Source organism: Wenzhouxiangella sp. XN201, assembly GCF_011008905.1.
Taxonomy (GTDB): domain Bacteria; phylum Pseudomonadota; class Gammaproteobacteria; order Xanthomonadales; family Wenzhouxiangellaceae; genus Wenzhouxiangella.
On the sequence record NZ_JAAIVI010000017.1, the window covers coordinates 651804 to 669337 of the forward strand.

The following is a 17534-nucleotide window of genomic DNA, read 5'->3' on the forward strand; positions in this document are numbered from 1 at the left end:
GGGTTCCATTGAAGGGAGAAAACGTCATGAGTGAGTTCGACGAGCAAAACGAGAAACCAGAGGAAATAAAACAGATCGAGCGGATCTACGATACCGACTATGAAGTCGGTCAGGACAATGTCGAGGCCATGGGGATGGATATTCACCATCCCGTGTTCGCCATCAGCGCAACCCTGATCGTCTTGTTCGTGGTCCTGTCGCTAATGTTTCCCGAGGTGTCCAATGAGTGGCTCAATGCGGCGCGCGTCTGGATCGGAGAGACGTTCGACTGGATGTTCCTGACGGCCGGCAACATATTCGTGCTGTTTTGTCTGGCAATGATCGTGCTGCCGGTGGGGAAGATTCGCCTGGGCGGGCAGGATGCCAAGCCAGAGTTCGGTGTTCTGTCCTGGTTTGCGATGCTGTTCGCCGCCGGGATGGGTATTGGCCTGATGTTCTGGGGCGTTGCCGAACCCGTCGGCTATTTCACCGAATGGTACGGAACACCGCTCAATGTCGGCGGTGGGGATGCTGAAGCCTCACTGGGCGCCACCATGTATCACTGGGGTCTGCACCCCTGGGCGATCTACGGCGTTGTGGCGTTGTCGCTGGCCTTTTTCGCCTACAACAAGGGCATGCCGCTGACCATTCGTTCGACCTTCTATCCCCTGCTCGGCGACCGCGTCTGGGGCTGGTTCGGGCACTTTATTGATACCCTGGCGGTTCTGGCCACCCTGTTCGGGCTCGCAACCTCCCTGGGGCTGGGCGCGCAGCAGGCAGCTGGCGGCATGGCCTTCCTGTTCGGTATCGACGGTGGCCTGATGACGCAGATCGCCATCATCATCGGCGTGACGGCAGTTGCCGTCGTTTCTGTTATCCGCGGTATCCATGGCGGCGTGCGGGTTCTGAGTAATCTCAACATGTTCGTGGCCGCTGCCTTGCTGCTGTTCGTGATGTTCGCCGGAGGGATCGTTGCCTTTCTGGCCAATGCGGGGACGACCATCTCGGGGTATGTCCAGTACTTCCTGCCGCTGTCCAACCCGGTCGGTCGTGAAGACGACACCTTCTATCATGCCTGGACCATCTTCTTCTGGGCCTGGTGGATTTCCTGGTCGCCCTTTGTCGGCATGTTCATCGCCCGCGTTTCCCGCGGTCGAACCGTGCGTGAATTCATGACGGCGGTGCTGATCGTGCCCGTCGTTGTCACCATCGTGTGGATGACGGCATTCGGCGGTGCCGGTATTGACCAGGTCCAGGCAGAAGTGGGTGAGCTTGCTGGCGGCATTGGCGACTCTTCGCTGGCGCTGTTCCAGATGCTCAACGAACTGCCATTTACAACGATTACATCCTTCCTGGCCATCGTGCTGGTACTGGTGTTCTTCATCACCTCGTCGGACTCGGGTTCGCTGGTGATCGACAGCATCACCGCCGGGGGCAAGCTCGACGCACCGGTGCCCCAGCGGATCTTCTGGGCCGTGACGGAGGGTGCCGTGGCCGGTGTGCTTTTGGCAGTCGGGGGTGATGCTGCCCTCAATGCGTTGCAGGCGGGCTCGGTCAGTACCGGTCTGCCGTTCGTGATCGTGCTGCTGTTCATGTGCGTAAGTCTGGCCAAAGGCCTCACTCACGAACTGGTGCTGATCAAGCACGGACACGCCTGAAGTCCGGGCCTTCGATAACAACAAGAAGTGAATCGGGCCCCGTGCTGAATGGTGCGGGGCCCGATTCTATTGGGGGGATTGCCAAGGGGCGAAAGGGCCGCTAGGATTCAGATTCGAGCGGGCGTCGTATAATGGCATTACCCCAGCTTCCCAAGCTGGAGACGAGGGTTCGATTCCCTTCGCCCGCTCCAACCTTACTCTCCGAAGACCGCGTTCCAATGCGCCAGCCAGTCAGGCGCTTCTCGCGCTGGCGCGCAAGCCGCACCTGTCTGGCAGTCGCCCGTATCGTGTCGCCTGCGTAGATTGCGTATAACGGCCACGCGAGCTTCCCAAGCTCGTGACGAGGGTTAGATTCCCTTCGCCCGCTCCGTCCAGATCAGGGGCCTGGGACCAGGGACCACAGTTCTCACAGCAGCGCATCGGCAAAGGCCCGGACCGAGCGTTCCAGGGCGCCGAGATCGTATCCGCCTTCCAGTGATGCGACCAGGCGGCCATCGGCGTGACGGTCGGCGACGCGGCGCAGTTCCTGGCCAATCCAGTTGTAGTCGCTTTCATCAAGCTCGAGCTGGGCGAGCGGATCGGCGATATGGCCGTCGAAGCCGGCCGAGACCAGGATGAGTTGCGGACGGAAGGCGTCGAGACGGGGCAGCAGGGTCTCCGACCACAGTCGGCGAAAGGCCTTTCCGTCGGCCTGCGGTGGCAGGGTGGCATTGACGATATTGTCCCCCACGGTCGCATCTGGATCGCCGGTACACGGGTACAGGGGAGACTGGTGCGAGGAGATGAACAGGATGCCCTTTTTCCCGGCCACGATTGCCTCGGTTCCGTTGCCGTGATGAACGTCGAAATCGCAGATCGCAATACGCTCCAGGCCGTGAACTTCCTGCGCTGCGAGCGCGGCGATGGCTACCGAGCCATAGAAGCAGAAGCCCATGGCGTGATTCGCCTCGGCATGATGACCCGGCGGACGAACGATGGCCAGCGCCCGCGGACAGGAGCCCGCGATGACGGCTTGCACACCCTGACACACCGCGCCGACGGCCAGCCGAGCGGCCCTGGTCGAACCGGGGCCGAGCCAGGTATCGGGATCGATCTTTTCTGCCGCGCCAGCGCTGTCGCGGCGCTCGAGGTCCTGCAGGTATTCGAGGCCGTGGGCCAGTCGCAGCTGCTCGTCGCTGGCTTCTTCGGCCTGCCGGTGCTCGATACCGTTCAGCCCTTCGAGACCTCGCAGCGCGGCCGCCAGACGGGCCGGCGATTCCGGATGGTCGGCCGGCGGCCGGTGCCCGGCGCAGTCCGGATGTGACAGTACGATGAGCATCAGCGCTTGCGTTCGTGGTTCCAGAGCACCTCACCCGCACCCGATGCGCGGGCGGCCGTTCGTGCTACGACGAACAGCAGGTCGGACAGTCGATTGAGATAGCGGATGGCCGGTTCGTTGACCGGTTCGTGACGTGCCAGGGTGATCATGCGCCGTTCCGCCCGGCGGCAGACCGTCCGGGCCAGGTGGGTCTGGGCGGCGGCCCGGGATCCGCCGGGCAGGATGAATTCCTTGAGCATCGGCAACGCGTCGTTGAGCCGGTCGAGTTCCTGCTCGAGTCGGTCGATGTGGTCGTCGGTGATCATTTCGCTGCCGGGTATGCACAATTCGCCGCCGAGATCGAACAGGTGGTGCTGGATATCGAGTAGCAACCCGCCCAGTTCGTCCAGGCCTTCCATCTCGGCCACTGCCACGCCGATCACCGAGTTGAGTTCGTCGACGGTGCCGAACGCTTCCACGCGCAGGCTGTCCTTGGCCGTGCGGCTGCCGTCGCCAAGCCCGGTGGTGCCGTCGTCGCCGGTGCGGGTATAGATTTTCGAGAGTCGATTGCCCATGGCATGATTATAGTGCGTTGGCTGGTTGGCTGGTTGGCTGGTTGGCTCGTTTTGTGAAAGTTGACGGGTTGTGCGTTAACCTGAATCTTCTTCCCGCTGGATGGAGTGCTGTCATGTCCACCAAAGCCCTTCCCTACTACCTCGCCAATCGCCCCGTGTACGCCAACGAGGATCTTGAGGTTCTGGACAAGCACACCGGCGAGGTCGCCTGGCGGGTGGCGAATGCCGACGATGCGATCGTCGACAAAGCCATCGCCGCGGCCGTAAAGGCCAGCCGGCCCATGGCGGAGCTGCCCGCGTACAAGCGACGCGATGCCTTGCTGCACTGTGTCGAGCGATTCCGCGAGCGCGAAGAGGAACTCATCGAGGTGCTGATCGTCGAGGGCGGCAAGGTCCGCCGCGACGCCAAGGGCGAAGTCACGCGCCTGATCGAGACTTTTCAGGTCGCCGCCGAGGAAGCCACGCGGATCGGAGGCGAGGTGATTCCGATGGACATCAGCCCGCGCGCAGAGCTGTATTCCGGAATGTGGAAGCGTGTGCCGATCGGACCCGTGTCCTTTATCACACCATTCAATTTCCCCTACAACCTGGTCGCCCACAAGATCGCACCTGCGATTGCAGCGGGTTGTCCGTTCATTCTCAAACCGGCCGAGAAGACGCCGGTCGGCGCGTTGCTGATGGGTGAAATCCTGTCCGAGTGCGACCTGCCGGAGGGGGCGTTTTCCATCCTCTGCGTGGATCGCGAAGATGCCGCGCGCTTTACCGAGGACGAGCGCCTCAAGCTGATGAGCTTTACCGGCTCGGACAAGGTCGGCTGGATGCTCAAGAGCAAGGCCGGCAAGAAGCCGGTGGTCATGGAACTCGGTGGCAATGCGGCCTGCCTGGTCGACGAGGATGCCGACATTGATGATGCTGTCGCACGCGTGCTCTTCGGCGGCTTCTACCAGTCCGGCCAGAGCTGTGTGTCGGTCCAGCGGGTGCTGGTACACGAGGCCATCTTTGACGATTTCAGCCGCAAGCTCTGCAAAGAGGTCGGTGATCTTCCCGGCGGTGATCCGCGTGATGAAGACACCTGGATCGGGCCACTGATCACCGAGGGTGATGCGAAGCGGGTGGTTGACTGGATTCAGGAAGCCGTCGACGGCGGCGGCAAGTTGCTCGTCGGTGGTGAACGCGAGGGCAGCACCGTCCGCCCGGCCGTGGTCGAGAATGTGCCGGCCGACAGCAAGCTGCGGGTCGAGGAAGTATTCGGGCCGGTCGTCACGCTGGAGCGCTTCAGCGACTTCGACGCTGCGCTCGATACCATCAACGATTCACGCTATGGCCTGCAGGCCGGCCTGTTCATTCGCGATATTGGCAAGATCAACAAGGCCTGGAACCGGCTGGAAGTGGGCGGGGTGATCATCAACGACGTGCCTTCCTTCCGCGTCGATCACATGCCCTATGGCGGCGTGAAGGACTCCGGGCTCGGCCGTGAAGGCATCCGCTATGCGATCGAGGATATGACCGAGATTCGCTTGCTGGCGATTCGCGACATCTGATGGATCCGGCCTGCCAGGGGCACGATGTGTCGGCGACTGATCACTCCGGCGGCGGCTGTTCGAAGCGATCCCCGAATAGCGGTGCGATGCTGAAGGAGTCGCTGAGTGCGCCGTCGATCGTCGGGTTGGCCGATCGGGCCCGTAGCCGGTAGGTTCCAGGGTCAGGGATCGACAGGTCGGAAAAGATGGCGCGGTGGTTCTGCGTTTCGCGCTCGTTCGTGCCGACAAGGGTGCAGTGCCCGGTGCAGCCATCCAGTTCGAGCGAGATCCGGATTTCGGGGCCCTGCGCGGTCTGCCCGGCGGCATCGATGGACTCGATCTCGATGGCAGGCAGGGGCTGGCCGGGTTCACGATCCGCCGGCTGCGTGGCGAAGGCCAGTGTCACGGCCTCTCCTGGTGCGCCCAGATTCAGTCCGGCCAGAGCAAAGTCCTGGCGGGGCGCGGCCGGCTGCCAGGGGTCGAGTGCGTCGCCAGCGATATTGGCGGCCAGCACTTTGATGACGATTTCGCCACCCTGGTGCTGGTCCGGGGACAGCACCACGCCCTCCAGGTTGTTCCTGCCGTCCGGAGTGCCTTCGGGTCGGGACAAGCCCGTGGTCGGGTCGATATCGTTGCCATAGTATTCCGTGCCATTGGCGGTGACGACGAGATCGAGATCGTTGACCCAGGCCGGGGTGGTCCCACCCGTCCCCGGACCCGGTGCATCGGTCCAGGCCAGGCGGATGCTGACCGGCTGGTCGGCGTGGTGGATGATGTAGCTTCCCTGCCAGGACTGGCCCGTGGCCGTCAGGGTCACGATCTGATCGATGAGCGTGAGATTGGATTCCGGCTGCAGTGCCCGGGAGGCGTTCAACCGACCCCAACCCTGCTTGCGGTCGGGCCGGTGGTCCAGGACGTTGCCGTTGGCGTCGAGTTGTCCCGCGAGATCCCTCGCGGTCGCGCTCAAAACCGCGCGGCTCAGGGCCGGACTGGGTAATGTGCCGAACTGATCCCTGTGCTGCTCGAAGAACAATGCGGTGGCCCCTGCCACCACCGGCGCTGCCATTGATGTGCCGCATAGCAAGCCGTGCGCGGTGTCGCTTCCCGAAGTCGTTGAATCCGTGTAACAACCCGGTGCGACCAACTGCGGCACCTGCCGGCCGTCGCATGCCGGGCCATGGGCACTGTTGGCGGAGATATCGAAAATTTCGCGCTTGGAACTCTGCAATGCAGTCGAGCCGACCGACAGCAGGTTCTTGGCCTCGTCCGGCGCGCCCAGCGAGGATGGCGAACACTCGCCGTCGCCTCGATCGCCATTACCGTTCATGATAGCCCAGACCGCCAGAATGGGCTGGGCGCCGGGGGCATCCGGATCGGCATCGCGGGTGATCATGTCGACGTGGCGGGTGGGAATGTCATAGCCACGCGGCGTCCCGGCCGGGCCCCAGGAGTTGTTGGAGATGACTGCGCCGCTGAGCGCCGATTCATGAAAGATCGTAAGCATGCCGTTGGGAACCATTGAACCCTCACCGTCCGGGCCGCCATCGAGAAAATCCGGATAGCGCTGCTCAATCAGCCTGGCTTCGGGCGCCATGCCGAGGCCGCGCAGAAAGCCTTCTCCATCGACGATCCCGGTTAGGCCGGAACCGGCGATGGCGCCAGCGACGTGCGTGCCGTGGAAGTCGTTGGCCGAGGTGCAGGAAGTCAGTTCTTCGCCGGTGCTCACGCAATCGCGGAAGCGGCTGTCGAAGTCGACGTGGCTGCGGAGAATGCCGCCGTCGACCACGCTGACGATGATGTCCTCGCCGCTCAGCTCGGTACCGTTCAGCCACTCGGAGTAGCCGGGGACGACCTGATCGCCGCTGATCCCCCCGACCACAGACTGATTGCTCATTTCGCCACGGGGGCCGCCGTCGTCGGCGATCTGCTGCAGGGCCAGAATCCCCGGAATGGCCGCCAGTTGGGCAAACATTTCCGGCTCGGCCTCGAGGTGAAGCTGATCGAGCTGCAGGCCGCTGCTGCGGACGGTTCGAACCGTGACGCCCAGGGCTTCCAGCGCGGCGATGGTTTCGAAACGTTGGGCTGCGTAGATCAGCGCCATGGCATTGGTATGGGCGTCGGGCCTGTGGCGATCGCGTCCGGGCACCCGCATGATCGGCGGCAGACGAGCGCCGAATCGCACGAACGACAGATCCCGGGCCCGGGCTGCTTCGGTCGGGCTGCCCCAGACAATGTAGCTCAGCGGTGCGCGATACTGGACCGGATCGAGGCCGATTTCCCGCAGAGCCTCGAGCCATTCCGGCTTCACCGGCCCGCGAAACTGGACCAGGTGAAAGTCCGCAGCTGCGTCCCGCCGGGACGCCATCCACTCGGGTTCGAATGCCGGAAATCCGCCGGCCGGATCGAAATGAATGCCGTCGATCTCATAGTCGAAGGGACGCTCGAAAGCCTGCACCCGACCAGGCAATCGGGCCCTGGCTGCCGCCTGTTCGGGCAGCCAGATGAAGCTGCCGTAATCGATGGCTTCGGCCGGCAGGCTGGTTCTTGCGCCGCTTTCAGGTGCATCAATGCGCAACCAGCGCTCATCGGCCTGGGCCGGCTCGAACAGGCACAGGCATAACAAGGCTGCCGTCCAAATGACGGATTTTCTCAATTCGATCAAGATGATGCCCCAGGGCCGGATTCGGTTTTTCGCCCAGTTTAGGGATTTTGTGCGCCGGCCGCCACTTGATTCTTTGCGGGTTCAACCCAACCCTGTGGATAAGTCGAATATCTGCAAGGGAGTCAGCCTGTTATGAGAATGGACAAATTGACCGCCAGGTTCCAGCAGGCCCTGGGCGAAGCCCAGTCGCTGGCCGTTGGACTCGATCATGCCATGCTCGAACCCGAGCATGTGATGGTGGCACTGCTGGACCAGGAAGGCGGCGGTATCCGCGGGCTGCTGGCACGTTCGGGTACGCAGGTCGACCAGTTGCGCTCGGCCCTGGGCGAGAAGATCGAGGGTTTTCCCAAGGTCTCCGGGCAGGCCGGTCAGATCAATATGTCGAACGATCTCGGGCGGGTGCTGAACCTGACCGACAAGATCGCCAACAAGCGGGGTGATGCCTACATCGCCTCCGAATTGTTCGTGCTGGCGGTACTGGAAGCCAAGGTGGCTCTGAGCGAACTGCTGCACCGGGCAGGCGTGACGCGCAAGGCGGTCGAAGAAGCGATCGAGTCGGTGCGCGGTGGCGAGAAGGTCGAAGACCCCAACGCCGAGGATACGCGCGAGGCGCTCAAGAAGTACACGATCGATCTCACCGAGCGGGCCGAGCAGTCGCGCCTCGACCCGGTTATTGGCCGCGATGAAGAGATTCGTCGTACCGTGCAGGTACTGCAGCGGCGCACCAAGAACAATCCGGTACTGATCGGCGAGCCTGGTGTGGGCAAGACCGCCATTATCGAGGGGCTGGCCCAGCGCATCATCAATGGCGAGGTGCCCGAGGGGCTCAAGAACAAGCGCGTGCTGTCACTCGACATGGGCGCATTGATCGCCGGTGCGAAGTATCGCGGTGAGTACGAAGAGCGGCTCAAGTCCGTACTCAACGAGATCAAGCGTGAAGAAGGCAAGATCATCCTGTTCATCGACGAAGTGCACACCATGGTCGGCGCCGGCAAGACCGAAGGGTCGATGGATGCCGGCAACATGCTCAAGCCGGCCCTGGCCCGCGGCGAGCTGCACTGCGTGGGTGCCACGACACTCAACGAGTACCGCGAAAACATCGAGAAGGACGCTGCGCTCGAGCGTCGCTTCCAGAAGGTGCTGGTGGAGGAACCGAGTGTCGAGGACACCATCGCGATTCTCCGCGGCCTGCAGGAACGCTACGAGGTGCACCACGGCGTCGACATTACCGACCCGGCACTGGTGGCCGCTGCCACGCTATCGCATCGTTACATCACCGACCGCAATCTGCCCGACAAGGCGATCGACCTGATGGACGAGGCGGCCAGCCGCATCCGCATGGAGATCGACTCCAAGCCTGAGGCCATGGATCGCCTCGAACGCCGCCTCATTCAGCTCAAGATTCAGCGCGAGGCGCTCAAGAAGGAAACCGACGAGGCCTCCAAGAAGCGCCTGGCCGACCTCGAAGGCGAGATCGACGAGCTTGAGCGCGAGTTCGCCGACCTCGATGAGGTCTGGAAATCCGAAAAGGCCTCGGTGCAGGACGCCACGCACATCAAGGAAGAACTCGAACGCGCCCGTGCCGAACTCGACAACGCTCGACGGGCGCAGGATCTTTCCCGCATGGCCGAGTTGCAGCACGGCCGGATTCCGGAACTCGAGCGCCAGCTCGAACAGGCCGAGTCGAGCGAGACGACCGACCACTTTCAGCTTCTGCGCAACAAGGTGACCGAGGAAGAGATCGCCGAAGTCGTCAGCCGCTGGACCGGCATTCCGGTCTCGAAGATGCTCGAGTCCGAACGCGAGAAGCTGCTGAAGATGGAAGAGGCGCTGCACGAGCGCGTCATCGGCCAGGACGAAGCAGTCAAGGCTGTCGCCGATGCGATCCGCCGCTCGCGTGCCGGCCTGGCCGACCCCAACCGCCCCAATGGCTCCTTCCTGTTCCTGGGCCCCACGGGCGTGGGCAAGACCGAATTGTGCAAGTCGCTGGCGAATTTCCTGTTCGACACCGAGGACGCCATGGTGCGCATCGATATGTCGGAGTTCATGGAAAGGCACGCCGTGGCCCGATTGATCGGTGCACCACCGGGTTACGTCGGCTACGAGGAAGGCGGCTACCTGACCGAGGCGGTGCGGCGCCGGCCCTACTCGGTGATCCTGCTTGACGAGGTCGAAAAGGCCCACCCGGAAGTGTTCAACATCCTGCTGCAGGTGCTCGACGACGGCCGACTGACCGACGGCCACGGCCGTACCGTCGATTTCCGCAATACCGTCATCGTCATGACCTCGAACCTGGGTTCGGATCGCATCCAGGAGCTGCAGGGTCAGGGTTACGATTCGATGAAAGCGGCGGTGATGGAAGTCGTCGGCCGGCACTTCAGGCCGGAATTCATCAACCGCGTCGACGAGATCGTGGTTTTCCACCCGCTCGACCGGTCGCAGATCCGCGAGATCGCGGCAGTACAGATCAAGTACCTCGAAGGGCGCCTGGCCGATCGCGACATCGGCTTCGAGATCTCCGATGCCGCGCTCGACCTGCTCGGCGAGGCCGGCTTCGATCCGGTCTACGGCGCGAGGCCGCTCAAGCGGGCCATCCAGAATCGGCTGGAGAACGCCCTGGCGCAGAGAATCCTGGCCGGTGAGTTTGCACCGGGCGATACGGTTCGCATCGATGCCGCCGATGGTGAGTTGAGCTTTGTGCGCGAGGCTGGGGCGGAGGCGGCTGCCGCCGGTTGATGGTCGGCGTTCGCTGCCGCTGGGTTGTGCGTTGCTGCCGCTTGAGTTGTCGGCGCTAGATTGATTGATTCCACCGGTGGCTGTGGGAGCCTCGACAAGTCAAAGGCGATTTCGCCCGGCTTGCTTCGCAAGCTCTTTGGGCGAGTTCCTTTTGTCAGTCGCGACAAAAGGAACCAAAAGCGCTCTTAAAGACGCGGTTGTGCCGCAGGATCAGAGGTCTCTGTGGCTTAACGGAGATACCGTTCGTGCCTTCGCTAATGCTCGGTCGTGAAACATGGCGTGTTCGATAAAGCCCTGGCGTAGCCCGCACCCAGACAGCACGACCTCGATCGAGGCCGGCTTCGATAAAGGGTGGCACAGACCTCCGAGGTAAGGCGCCACTCAAAGTCGCAGTGCCAGATGCGGGCCGCGCCAGGCGTTATCGCAAGCCAGCATGTTCGGCAGCCGGGCCCGAGCAAAGCCCCAGTCACAGTCCGTGAAGCCAGTTTGCTCAGGGGTTCCTGAGACGTAACCGTCATCTTTTAAGCGCATTTTTTGGGTACCTTTTTTGCGCGACAAAAAAGTACCTCGCCGCAAGAGCGCGCGAAGCGCGCCGGGCGAAATCGCCTTTGACTTGTCGAGGCCACCGACATGCCGGTAGCAATTAACTTCCTAGCGATAGAGAAGCAAAGAACAACCCTACACCTAGTGTGCCGACTTCAAGGCGTGCAGTTTGGCGTTGTAGAGACGCTCATACCGATTGGCCCGCGTGTATTGCAGGGCCGTTGCAAGCGACTTGCGGGCGCTTTCGTCATCGCCCTTCTGGGCGTGGATGACGGCCATGCCCCAGTGCGCTTCGTGCAGATAGGGCATCTGGTCGAGGATGGACTCATAGATATTCCTGGCACGAGAGAGGAATCCTTCCTCGGTTAGTTGACGAGCCAGCAGTATCCGTGGATAGGGATTGTGGTCGGGAAGGTCTGCCAGCCGCTCCAGCAGTGCCCGGGCTTCGATGTGACGATCCTGGCTTTCGATCATCGCGTAAAGGTTGTGCAACAGGTTGATATCGTCTGGATGGTGCTCCAGGCCATAGCGGAAAAGCGCCTCGGCGGTCGTTTCGTCGCCGGCACGGCGATGAAGGATTGCCAGCAGGTTGAGTACCGACGCATTGTCCGGGCTGATCGATTTCGCCCGTTGGGCCAACCAGAATGCTTCGTTGGTTTTGCCGTCGAGTATCCGCTCCGCGGCGAGATTGCGATAGAACATGGCCAGGAAATCCTGGTTCGAAACGGGTGAGCTGGGCACCCGTTTGCGCTCCGGAAAGTAGTCGATGATGGCCCGGCGGCCTGCTCGCAGTTCGGGATCGTCCCCGGATTCGGAGCTGGATGGGTAGACGCGGGTACGAACATGGTCGCTGACCAGAACCAGGTCGCCCTCGCGTTCGAAAACGGGCGGCGTGCGCATCAACTGGAAGTCGTACTCCAGCCCGAGATGTCGGGTATAGGCACTGGTGATGACAGCCAGGGACATGCAGTTGCCCTGTTGGTCCTGCAATGCCTGTGATGCGGTCAGTGTCCGCCCCTGGTAATCGAAGTCCGACAAGTGTTCGTGGATGAAGCGGGCGAGTTGCCAGTGGCGTTCTGTTTCATCATCGAAGCGGGCCAGGAATGCATTGAGTTTCTGGATCTGGAACTCCGATAGTTCGAAGATTTCCGCTTCATCCGGGATGTGGGCCGGTGGACCAAACAGGTCGAGATTGAGGGGTGGCGCCTGGACAGGCTGAGGTGGCGCCTTGGGGGTTGACGTTGCGCAGCCGCCAAGCATGGTTGCCAGTAAACTGATCACCAACAGGAATCCCGGTCTTTTCGTCATTATCCTGGCTGGGCCTTGGATTGCATTTCCTTGAGTTTAGCCCTGGCGGATGTCTCCAACAACCGTCGTCCGGCTTGCCTGCATGATCGAAGGCGGACGCGGCTCGAATACAATGCCGTTGATGTGCCTGATTGCTTTTGATTTCCGTCCCGGGAACCGTCGTCACCTGTTGCTGGCGGCCAATCGCGACGAGTTCCATGACCGACCCGCCCGGCCGATGGCCTGGTGGGACTGGCCCGACGGTCCGCTGGCTGGGCGCGACGAGCGTGCCGGTGGCACCTGGGTTGCGGTCGCTCGAGACGGCCGCTGGGCGGCAGTCACCAATTTCCGCGATCCGGGTGTCGAAGCCGGCACGCGCTCGCGTGGGGAATTGCCCGTACGCTTCCTCGAAGGTGCAGGAGCGCCGGAAGCCTTCGTCCGTGAAATCGATGCGCGGCGGGCTGAATACGGCCCCTTCAATCTGCTTGCCGGGGATCGGGAAACCCTCTGGTTTTGTTCCTCCCACGCTCGCCCGGCGGCGGTCTCCCCCGGTGTCCATGCGCTGTCCAACGGCTTGCTCGACGAGCCCTGGCCCAAGACGCGGCGCGCGGCGATCGCCCTGCGCGGGCTGGCATCGACGGCCTCGATCGACACCGACCGACTCTTCGAACTCATGAATGACCGTGAAGGTGCTCCCGACGCGGACTTGCCGGACACCGGCGTCGGCGCCGACCTGGAACGATTCCTGTCTCCGCCGTTCATCGTCGGCGAACGCTACGGCACCCGTTGCACCACCATCCTGTCACTGGGAGTTCAAAACCAAGCTGCCGAACGCGTTTTCGATTCGTCCGGGCGGATCGTCGGCGAAATGGATTACCGCTACCCCCTGAGTTCGCCCAGCTCCGCGGCCAGTGATTCGGTGTCCTGATAGCGATCCTCCGGTGCGAAGGCCAGGCAGCGCAGGATGATCGCCTCGAGCTCCTCGGGGATCGCGGACCAGTACTTGGAAGGCGGCACGGGGGGATGGTGGAGCCGGGCGACGGCCACTTCCATCGAGCTCTCGCCGGAGAACGGCATGCCGCCGGTAAACAGTTCCTCGAGCACGACGCCTAGTGAGTAGATGTCGGTGCGCACGTCGGGTTGGCCGCCCTGAATCTGTTCCGGAGCCATGTAGTGAGGGGTTCCACTGAGATTGTCGTTGGTGGAAGCGCCCTGCGACCGGGCGGGGCGCGAAATCCCGAAATCCATGAGTTTCGCGTTGCCGCGGTGTTCGAGCATGACATTGCCGGGTTTGATGTCGCGGTGGAGGACACCCACTTCGTGCACCGCCTGAAGCCCCGCGCACAACTGGCGGGCGATGCGCAAGGCCGCCCCGTAGGGCAGTTTGCCGCGGCGGTCGAGCAGTTCCCTGAGGGTCATGCCACTGACGTACTCCATCGACAGGTACGGCGCATCGCCGGCCTCGCCGAAATCGTAGGTGCGCAACACGTTGGGATGGGTGATGCGGCGCGCCAGCTTGAGTTCGCTCTTGAGTCGTTCCAGGCTTTGCTGATCGACGCTGCCGGGCTTGAGCATCTTGATCGCCACGATTTCGTCGAGCTTCTGATCGTAGGCCTTGAACACGACGCCCATCGCGCCCTGTCCCAGTTCGGAGAGCAATTCGTAGCGCTCACCGAGGTGGCGTTTCAGGTCGCCCGATGGCGAGGCGGAACGAGTGGGTTCCTCCATCGGTTCGGTGGCGTGTCCTTCCGGCTGTTCGACCGGCTCGGTGGGATGCTCACGATGTCCGTCCAGCGGCGCGTGACGCGCCATGTCGGCCATGTAGTCCTCCATGTCCCGCTTCTCACGCAGACTGCTCAGCAGGCTGTCAAAGGATCGCGACAGCCGGCCGATCTCGTCGCTGCCTTCGGTAGCGACCTTGTGTCGATAGTTGCCGTCTACAGCGGCCTCGGCCGCCGTGGTGAGCCGCCTTACGGGCTGAAGGATGCGCTGCGAGATGACGTAGGACAGAATCAGCGCAACGACGATCGCGACCACGCCGGTAACCAGTCCCACGATCGGGATGTTCTGGTAGGCCGCCAGTTCGCGATCGAGTGACGTCAGCGCGACGGTGGTGCCGAAAGCGTCGCCGTGGGCATCGATCAGCGGGGACAACTGCATTAGCCAGCGGTCACCGGCCAGGTCGAGCCGGAAGGTTCGTCCGGACTCTGACGGGGCCAGCAATGCCTCGCCCAGTTCGTCGGTGGCCTCGATCTCGGCAAGCAGGCGGTCGGTGGCCGGGACGTCGAGCGTGGTCGCAACCACGCGCATACGCTCGCCGGCCGTCAGATAAGCCACGTCGGCGCCGCTGACCCGTTTGACGTCGTTGGCCAGGGAATTGTCGAGCGCCAGCCCGGTGATCAGGAACCCGGCTACCGTACGTCCGCGCGCAATCGGCGTGACGGACGCCTGGAACAGCGCGTCGCCGCTGGTCCACAGGCCGCTGACCGGTCCCAGTTCCTCGCGCCCGCGGGCGACCAGGGGGTCGCTCGACAGATCGACCGCCAGCGCCTGCGGCCGATCGGTCCGCGCCACGACGTTGCCGTCCGGGTCGAGCACCAGGGCGATATCGAGACCGAACTCGTTGCGCTTGGTCTGGAGCAGGTCGGCCACCGAGCGGGCAGCGAGGTCGGGATCGTCGGCGTTGACGGCTTCGTCGACATAGCTGCCGAAGTAGGGGTCGGACGAGACCAGTTCGGTCACGAGTTCGAGCTGGCGCGCCCTGAACTGACGGAAATAGCGCTGCACCGACTGGCTGTTGGAAAGCGAGGTGTCGACCGCATCGGCAGCGATATCGCGAACGACATTGAGCGTGACCACCATCGCACCACCGACGGCCAGCGCCAGCACCAGGCCGAAGGCCAGGAACAGCCTCGCGCCCAACGATAATCCGGATCGTTCAGCGGTAGGGGTCACGGTCTCGACGATTGTAGGGTTGGCCGGTCTTGTCGCGGTGCGGGGGCAATCTGGGTCTGGTGACCTCCAGCGTCGCCTCGAGCAAGCCACTTGCGGGCAATTCGATCGGGCGCGACCAGCGATCGCTCTGGCGGTGCCAGATGTGCAGTTCTCCCTTACCCGGCGGCAGGCCTGTCAGCCGGAAGTTTCCATCGGCGTCGGGTTGCGCGCGCCAGGGCGTGTCGACGACGAGTACATGGGCGTGCATGTCGTGGTGGACGTTACAGTAGATATTGACGACACCGGGTTGCTCGAAGGAAACGGAGGGCGATTCGCCCGGTCCGTAGACTCCCAGATCGAAATCGTTCTCCGGGGAGACCGAGAACAGATTGTGCAGGATGGGATCTTCATTCGGAAACCGGACTTCGCTGCCGCGCGAGACCGCCAGCACGGTCGGCGAGAGCGACTTGTCGCGCGTGACAATCTCGAGCGCTTCCGATGACTCGTCCCCACCGGACATATCGTCGGCGGCCTGCGGGATGAAGTAGACGACGGCCTCGGCGGGGTCGGCATCGCCGCCGACCAGCGTGATGCGGCCCGAGAGCGTCACTGTCCGATCGTCCACAGCGTCGGCCCGCGGTGTTTCCGTTGCGGGTTCCGGTTGAGCCCCCGGTGCTGGCTCCGGCTCTGGATCGGCCTTTTCTGCGGCTTGTTCCGCCGGCAGTGATTCCGTTTCTCGGGCGCGCTCGGCCGGCTCGGCTGTCTCGGAGGCTCGCTCGGGTGATTCGCTGGTCTCGCCCGGATCGGGATCCGTTGGCTCAGGCGGTGTTGGATCTTCGGGCACGGATTGGGCGCTCGAGGCCGGCGCGGGTTCATCGGCTGGTGCCTGCTGCGTGGGCGCCGGTGCACAGCCGAACAGGATCAGGGCAATCGGAATCAGCGCCGCGGCCAGGCGTGTCATGAGCGCCACCTCAGCGTAACCAGCCACTCATCGTTGCTGGCCTTTCCGCCAGCCGTAAACAATCTGTTGTCGGCGTATTCGGCCGTCAGGTCCAGGCCGGGCAGGATGGTCAGGCGCACGCCGACATCAACCTTCTCCCAGTCCCAGGCGCCGCTGGGGAAGGGCGTGATATCCGGATTGGCGAAATCATTGTCGAGGCGCGAATAGCGAACAGCCGGCTGGATGTGCGAGAACAGTTGCCGGCCCTCGATCGACCAGACCAGTGGCAGTTCGAACGACCAGGCGGCCTCCAGCTCCAGGCCGCTTCGCGGCAGGGAGGCGATTTCCTGATCGACATACTGGCCGAACAGGGACAGATCGCCGAGGTAGGCGCGCAGGTTGACGCCGTATTCTTCGCGATCGTTGCCCGATAGTGCCGGGTAGGCAAACTGGTTGGCCGGACCGCGCAGCAGGTCCAGGTCACCGCCGTAGAAGGTGCCGTGGAGCGAAACCGTTTCCTCGAGTTTGCCGTGGTAGCCGAAGAGCATGATGTCGAAGGCGCGCTGGCCGGATGCGTCGGCCCAGCGGTAGCCGGCGGCCGCACCCAGTTCGGGGTTGCCGTCGAAGTCCAGGCCCTCGATTTCCGCGTCGTATAGGATCGGGATGCCGGTCTTCAGTTCAGGGTCCGGGTTGGGCTGGCGAAGGGCATCGATGCCGTTGTCGCCAGCCAGGGCATTGGGATCGCGGATGAACAGCGGATTGCCCTGGGTGATCGAGCCTTTGAGGTAGAAATTGCCGCCCAGGTCGAGACCGAACTCGGCACCCAGGTCTTCGAGGCGATTGAAGGCGGTGGAGACCAGGCCGTAGCTTTCGAGATGGCGGTCATTCTGGCGCTCGAACTTCTCGAACTTGCCCAGCTTGACGTAGCCGCCGAATCCTTCGGCGGGCAGGGCCGGCGCGATCTCACGCCCCCAGCGCAGCCACAGTTGGTCGACATCGATCTTCCGGTCGCCCGAGGTCGGATTGCGGTCGTGCCGGTCGATGAAATCGACGCGGGCATGTGCGAGAAAGCGGTTGCCGCGTGCGATGTTGGCGATCAAGCTGATCAGCGATACCTCGAAGTGTCCGCCCGGCTCGACCGTTTCCATGAAGCCCTGCGTTTGCCCGGGCGGCAGCATGTCGGGGGTGAAGGGAAAATTCACTGCGAAGCGATTGCGGTCGCTGTCACGATAATGCAGTCGGGTTTCGATTCCGAAATCCGTGCGCCACGACGGCGCTTCGTCCTGCGAATGAACCGCCGAGGTGACGGCGAGCATGGCTGACAAGAGCAGCACTCGCGCCAGCGACCTGAATGAAGCTGTCATTGGAATCCCTCCACGGATTTCCCTCTCTGAGCCGACTCT

At 63.1% G+C, this 17534-nt stretch carries 11 protein-coding genes and 1 tRNA gene; 5 read left to right on the top strand and 7 right to left on the bottom strand.

What is annotated here, in order from left to right; genetic code table 11:
• Positions 1-26: 26 nt before the first annotated feature.
• The gene (locus G4Y73_RS03380) at positions 27-1637 is read left to right on the top strand and encodes a BCCT family transporter (RefSeq protein ID WP_164229373.1); all 1611 of its coding nucleotides are present in this window, start codon (positions 27-29) and stop codon (positions 1635-1637) included.
• A gap of 117 nt (positions 1638-1754) precedes the next feature.
• Positions 1755-1828, top strand: a tRNA-Gly gene (locus tag G4Y73_RS03385).
• A gap of 215 nt (positions 1829-2043) precedes the next feature.
• Here the strand turns inward: G4Y73_RS03385 and G4Y73_RS03390 are convergent.
• Both G4Y73_RS03390 and G4Y73_RS03395 read right to left on the bottom strand, forming a co-directional pair.
• Positions 2044-2955 carry a histone deacetylase family protein gene (locus G4Y73_RS03390; protein ID WP_164229375.1) on the bottom strand — a complete coding sequence of 304 codons (912 nt, stop codon included), beginning with the start codon at positions 2953-2955 and terminating at the stop codon, positions 2044-2046.
• Positions 2955-3509 (bottom strand): cob(I)yrinic acid a,c-diamide adenosyltransferase, encoded by a 555-nt coding sequence (locus tag G4Y73_RS03395; RefSeq protein ID WP_164229377.1) that lies wholly within the window; start codon positions 3507-3509, stop codon positions 2955-2957. Before G4Y73_RS03395 ends, G4Y73_RS03390 begins: the two co-directional genes overlap by 1 nt.
• Positions 3510-3622: 113 nt before the next feature.
• Here G4Y73_RS03395 and G4Y73_RS03400 point away from each other — a divergent pair, with 113 nt between their 5' ends.
• Positions 3623-5050, top strand: a complete 1428-nt coding sequence (locus tag G4Y73_RS03400) for an aldehyde dehydrogenase family protein (protein WP_164229379.1) — start codon at positions 3623-3625, stop codon at positions 5048-5050.
• Positions 5051-5090: 40 nt separating this feature from the next.
• Here G4Y73_RS03400 and G4Y73_RS03405 read toward each other — a convergent pair whose 3' ends face one another.
• Positions 5091-7652, bottom strand: coding sequence for a S8 family serine peptidase (locus G4Y73_RS03405; protein WP_164229381.1), 2562 nt, complete (start codon positions 7650-7652; stop codon positions 5091-5093).
• 177 nt (positions 7653-7829) lie between these two features.
• Between G4Y73_RS03405 and clpB the strand changes: the two genes are divergently transcribed.
• Positions 7830-10427, top strand: coding sequence for an ATP-dependent chaperone ClpB (clpB, locus tag G4Y73_RS03410; protein ID WP_164231193.1), 2598 nt, complete (start codon positions 7830-7832; stop codon positions 10425-10427).
• A 684-nt stretch (positions 10428-11111) separates the two neighbouring features.
• Here the strand turns inward: clpB and G4Y73_RS03415 are convergent.
• Positions 11112-12251, bottom strand: coding sequence for a hypothetical protein (locus tag G4Y73_RS03415; protein ID WP_164229384.1), 1140 nt, complete (start codon positions 12249-12251; stop codon positions 11112-11114).
• A 109-nt stretch (positions 12252-12360) separates the two neighbouring features.
• Between G4Y73_RS03415 and G4Y73_RS03420 the strand changes: the two genes are divergently transcribed.
• Positions 12361-13185, top strand: a complete 825-nt coding sequence (locus tag G4Y73_RS03420; RefSeq protein WP_164229385.1) for an NRDE family protein — start codon at positions 12361-12363, stop codon at positions 13183-13185.
• On the opposite strand, the gene G4Y73_RS03425 is transcribed toward G4Y73_RS03420, so the two are convergent.
• From G4Y73_RS03425 to G4Y73_RS03435, 3 genes are read right to left on the bottom strand one after another with little or no spacing between them, the layout of a single operon-like run.
• A complete protein-coding gene (locus G4Y73_RS03425; protein ID WP_164229387.1) occupies positions 13137-15179 on the bottom strand; it encodes a protein kinase in 2043 nt (680 codons plus the stop codon). The two genes, G4Y73_RS03420 and G4Y73_RS03425, sit on opposite strands and share 49 nt — an antisense overlap.
• A gap of 16 nt (positions 15180-15195) precedes the next feature.
• Positions 15196-16152 carry a hypothetical protein gene (locus G4Y73_RS03430; protein WP_164229389.1) on the bottom strand — a complete coding sequence of 319 codons (957 nt, stop codon included), beginning with the start codon at positions 16150-16152 and terminating at the stop codon, positions 15196-15198.
• The gene (locus tag G4Y73_RS03435; RefSeq protein WP_164229391.1) at positions 16149-17495 is read right to left on the bottom strand and encodes a hypothetical protein; all 1347 of its coding nucleotides are present in this window, start codon (positions 17493-17495) and stop codon (positions 16149-16151) included. Before G4Y73_RS03435 ends, G4Y73_RS03430 begins: the two co-directional genes overlap by 4 nt.
• Positions 17496-17534: the final 39 nt, after the last annotated feature.

Coding starts and splice junctions, on each gene's coding strand:
- G4Y73_RS03380 (WP_164229373.1), top strand. CDS start 27: ATGAGTGAGTTCGACGAGCAAAACGAGAAACCAGAGGAAATAAAACAG.
- G4Y73_RS03390 (WP_164229375.1), bottom strand. CDS start 2,955: ATGCTCATCGTACTGTCACATCCGGACTGCGCCGGGCACCGGCCGCCG.
- G4Y73_RS03395 (WP_164229377.1), bottom strand. CDS start 3,509: ATGGGCAATCGACTCTCGAAAATCTATACCCGCACCGGCGACGACGGC.
- G4Y73_RS03400 (WP_164229379.1), top strand. CDS start 3,623: ATGTCCACCAAAGCCCTTCCCTACTACCTCGCCAATCGCCCCGTGTAC.
- clpB (WP_164231193.1), top strand. CDS start 7,830: ATGGACAAATTGACCGCCAGGTTCCAGCAGGCCCTGGGCGAAGCCCAG.
- G4Y73_RS03420 (WP_164229385.1), top strand. CDS start 12,361: ATGATCGAAGGCGGACGCGGCTCGAATACAATGCCGTTGATGTGCCTG.
- G4Y73_RS03430 (WP_164229389.1), bottom strand. CDS start 16,152: ATGACACGCCTGGCCGCGGCGCTGATTCCGATTGCCCTGATCCTGTTC.
- G4Y73_RS03435 (WP_164229391.1), bottom strand. CDS start 17,495: ATGACAGCTTCATTCAGGTCGCTGGCGCGAGTGCTGCTCTTGTCAGCC.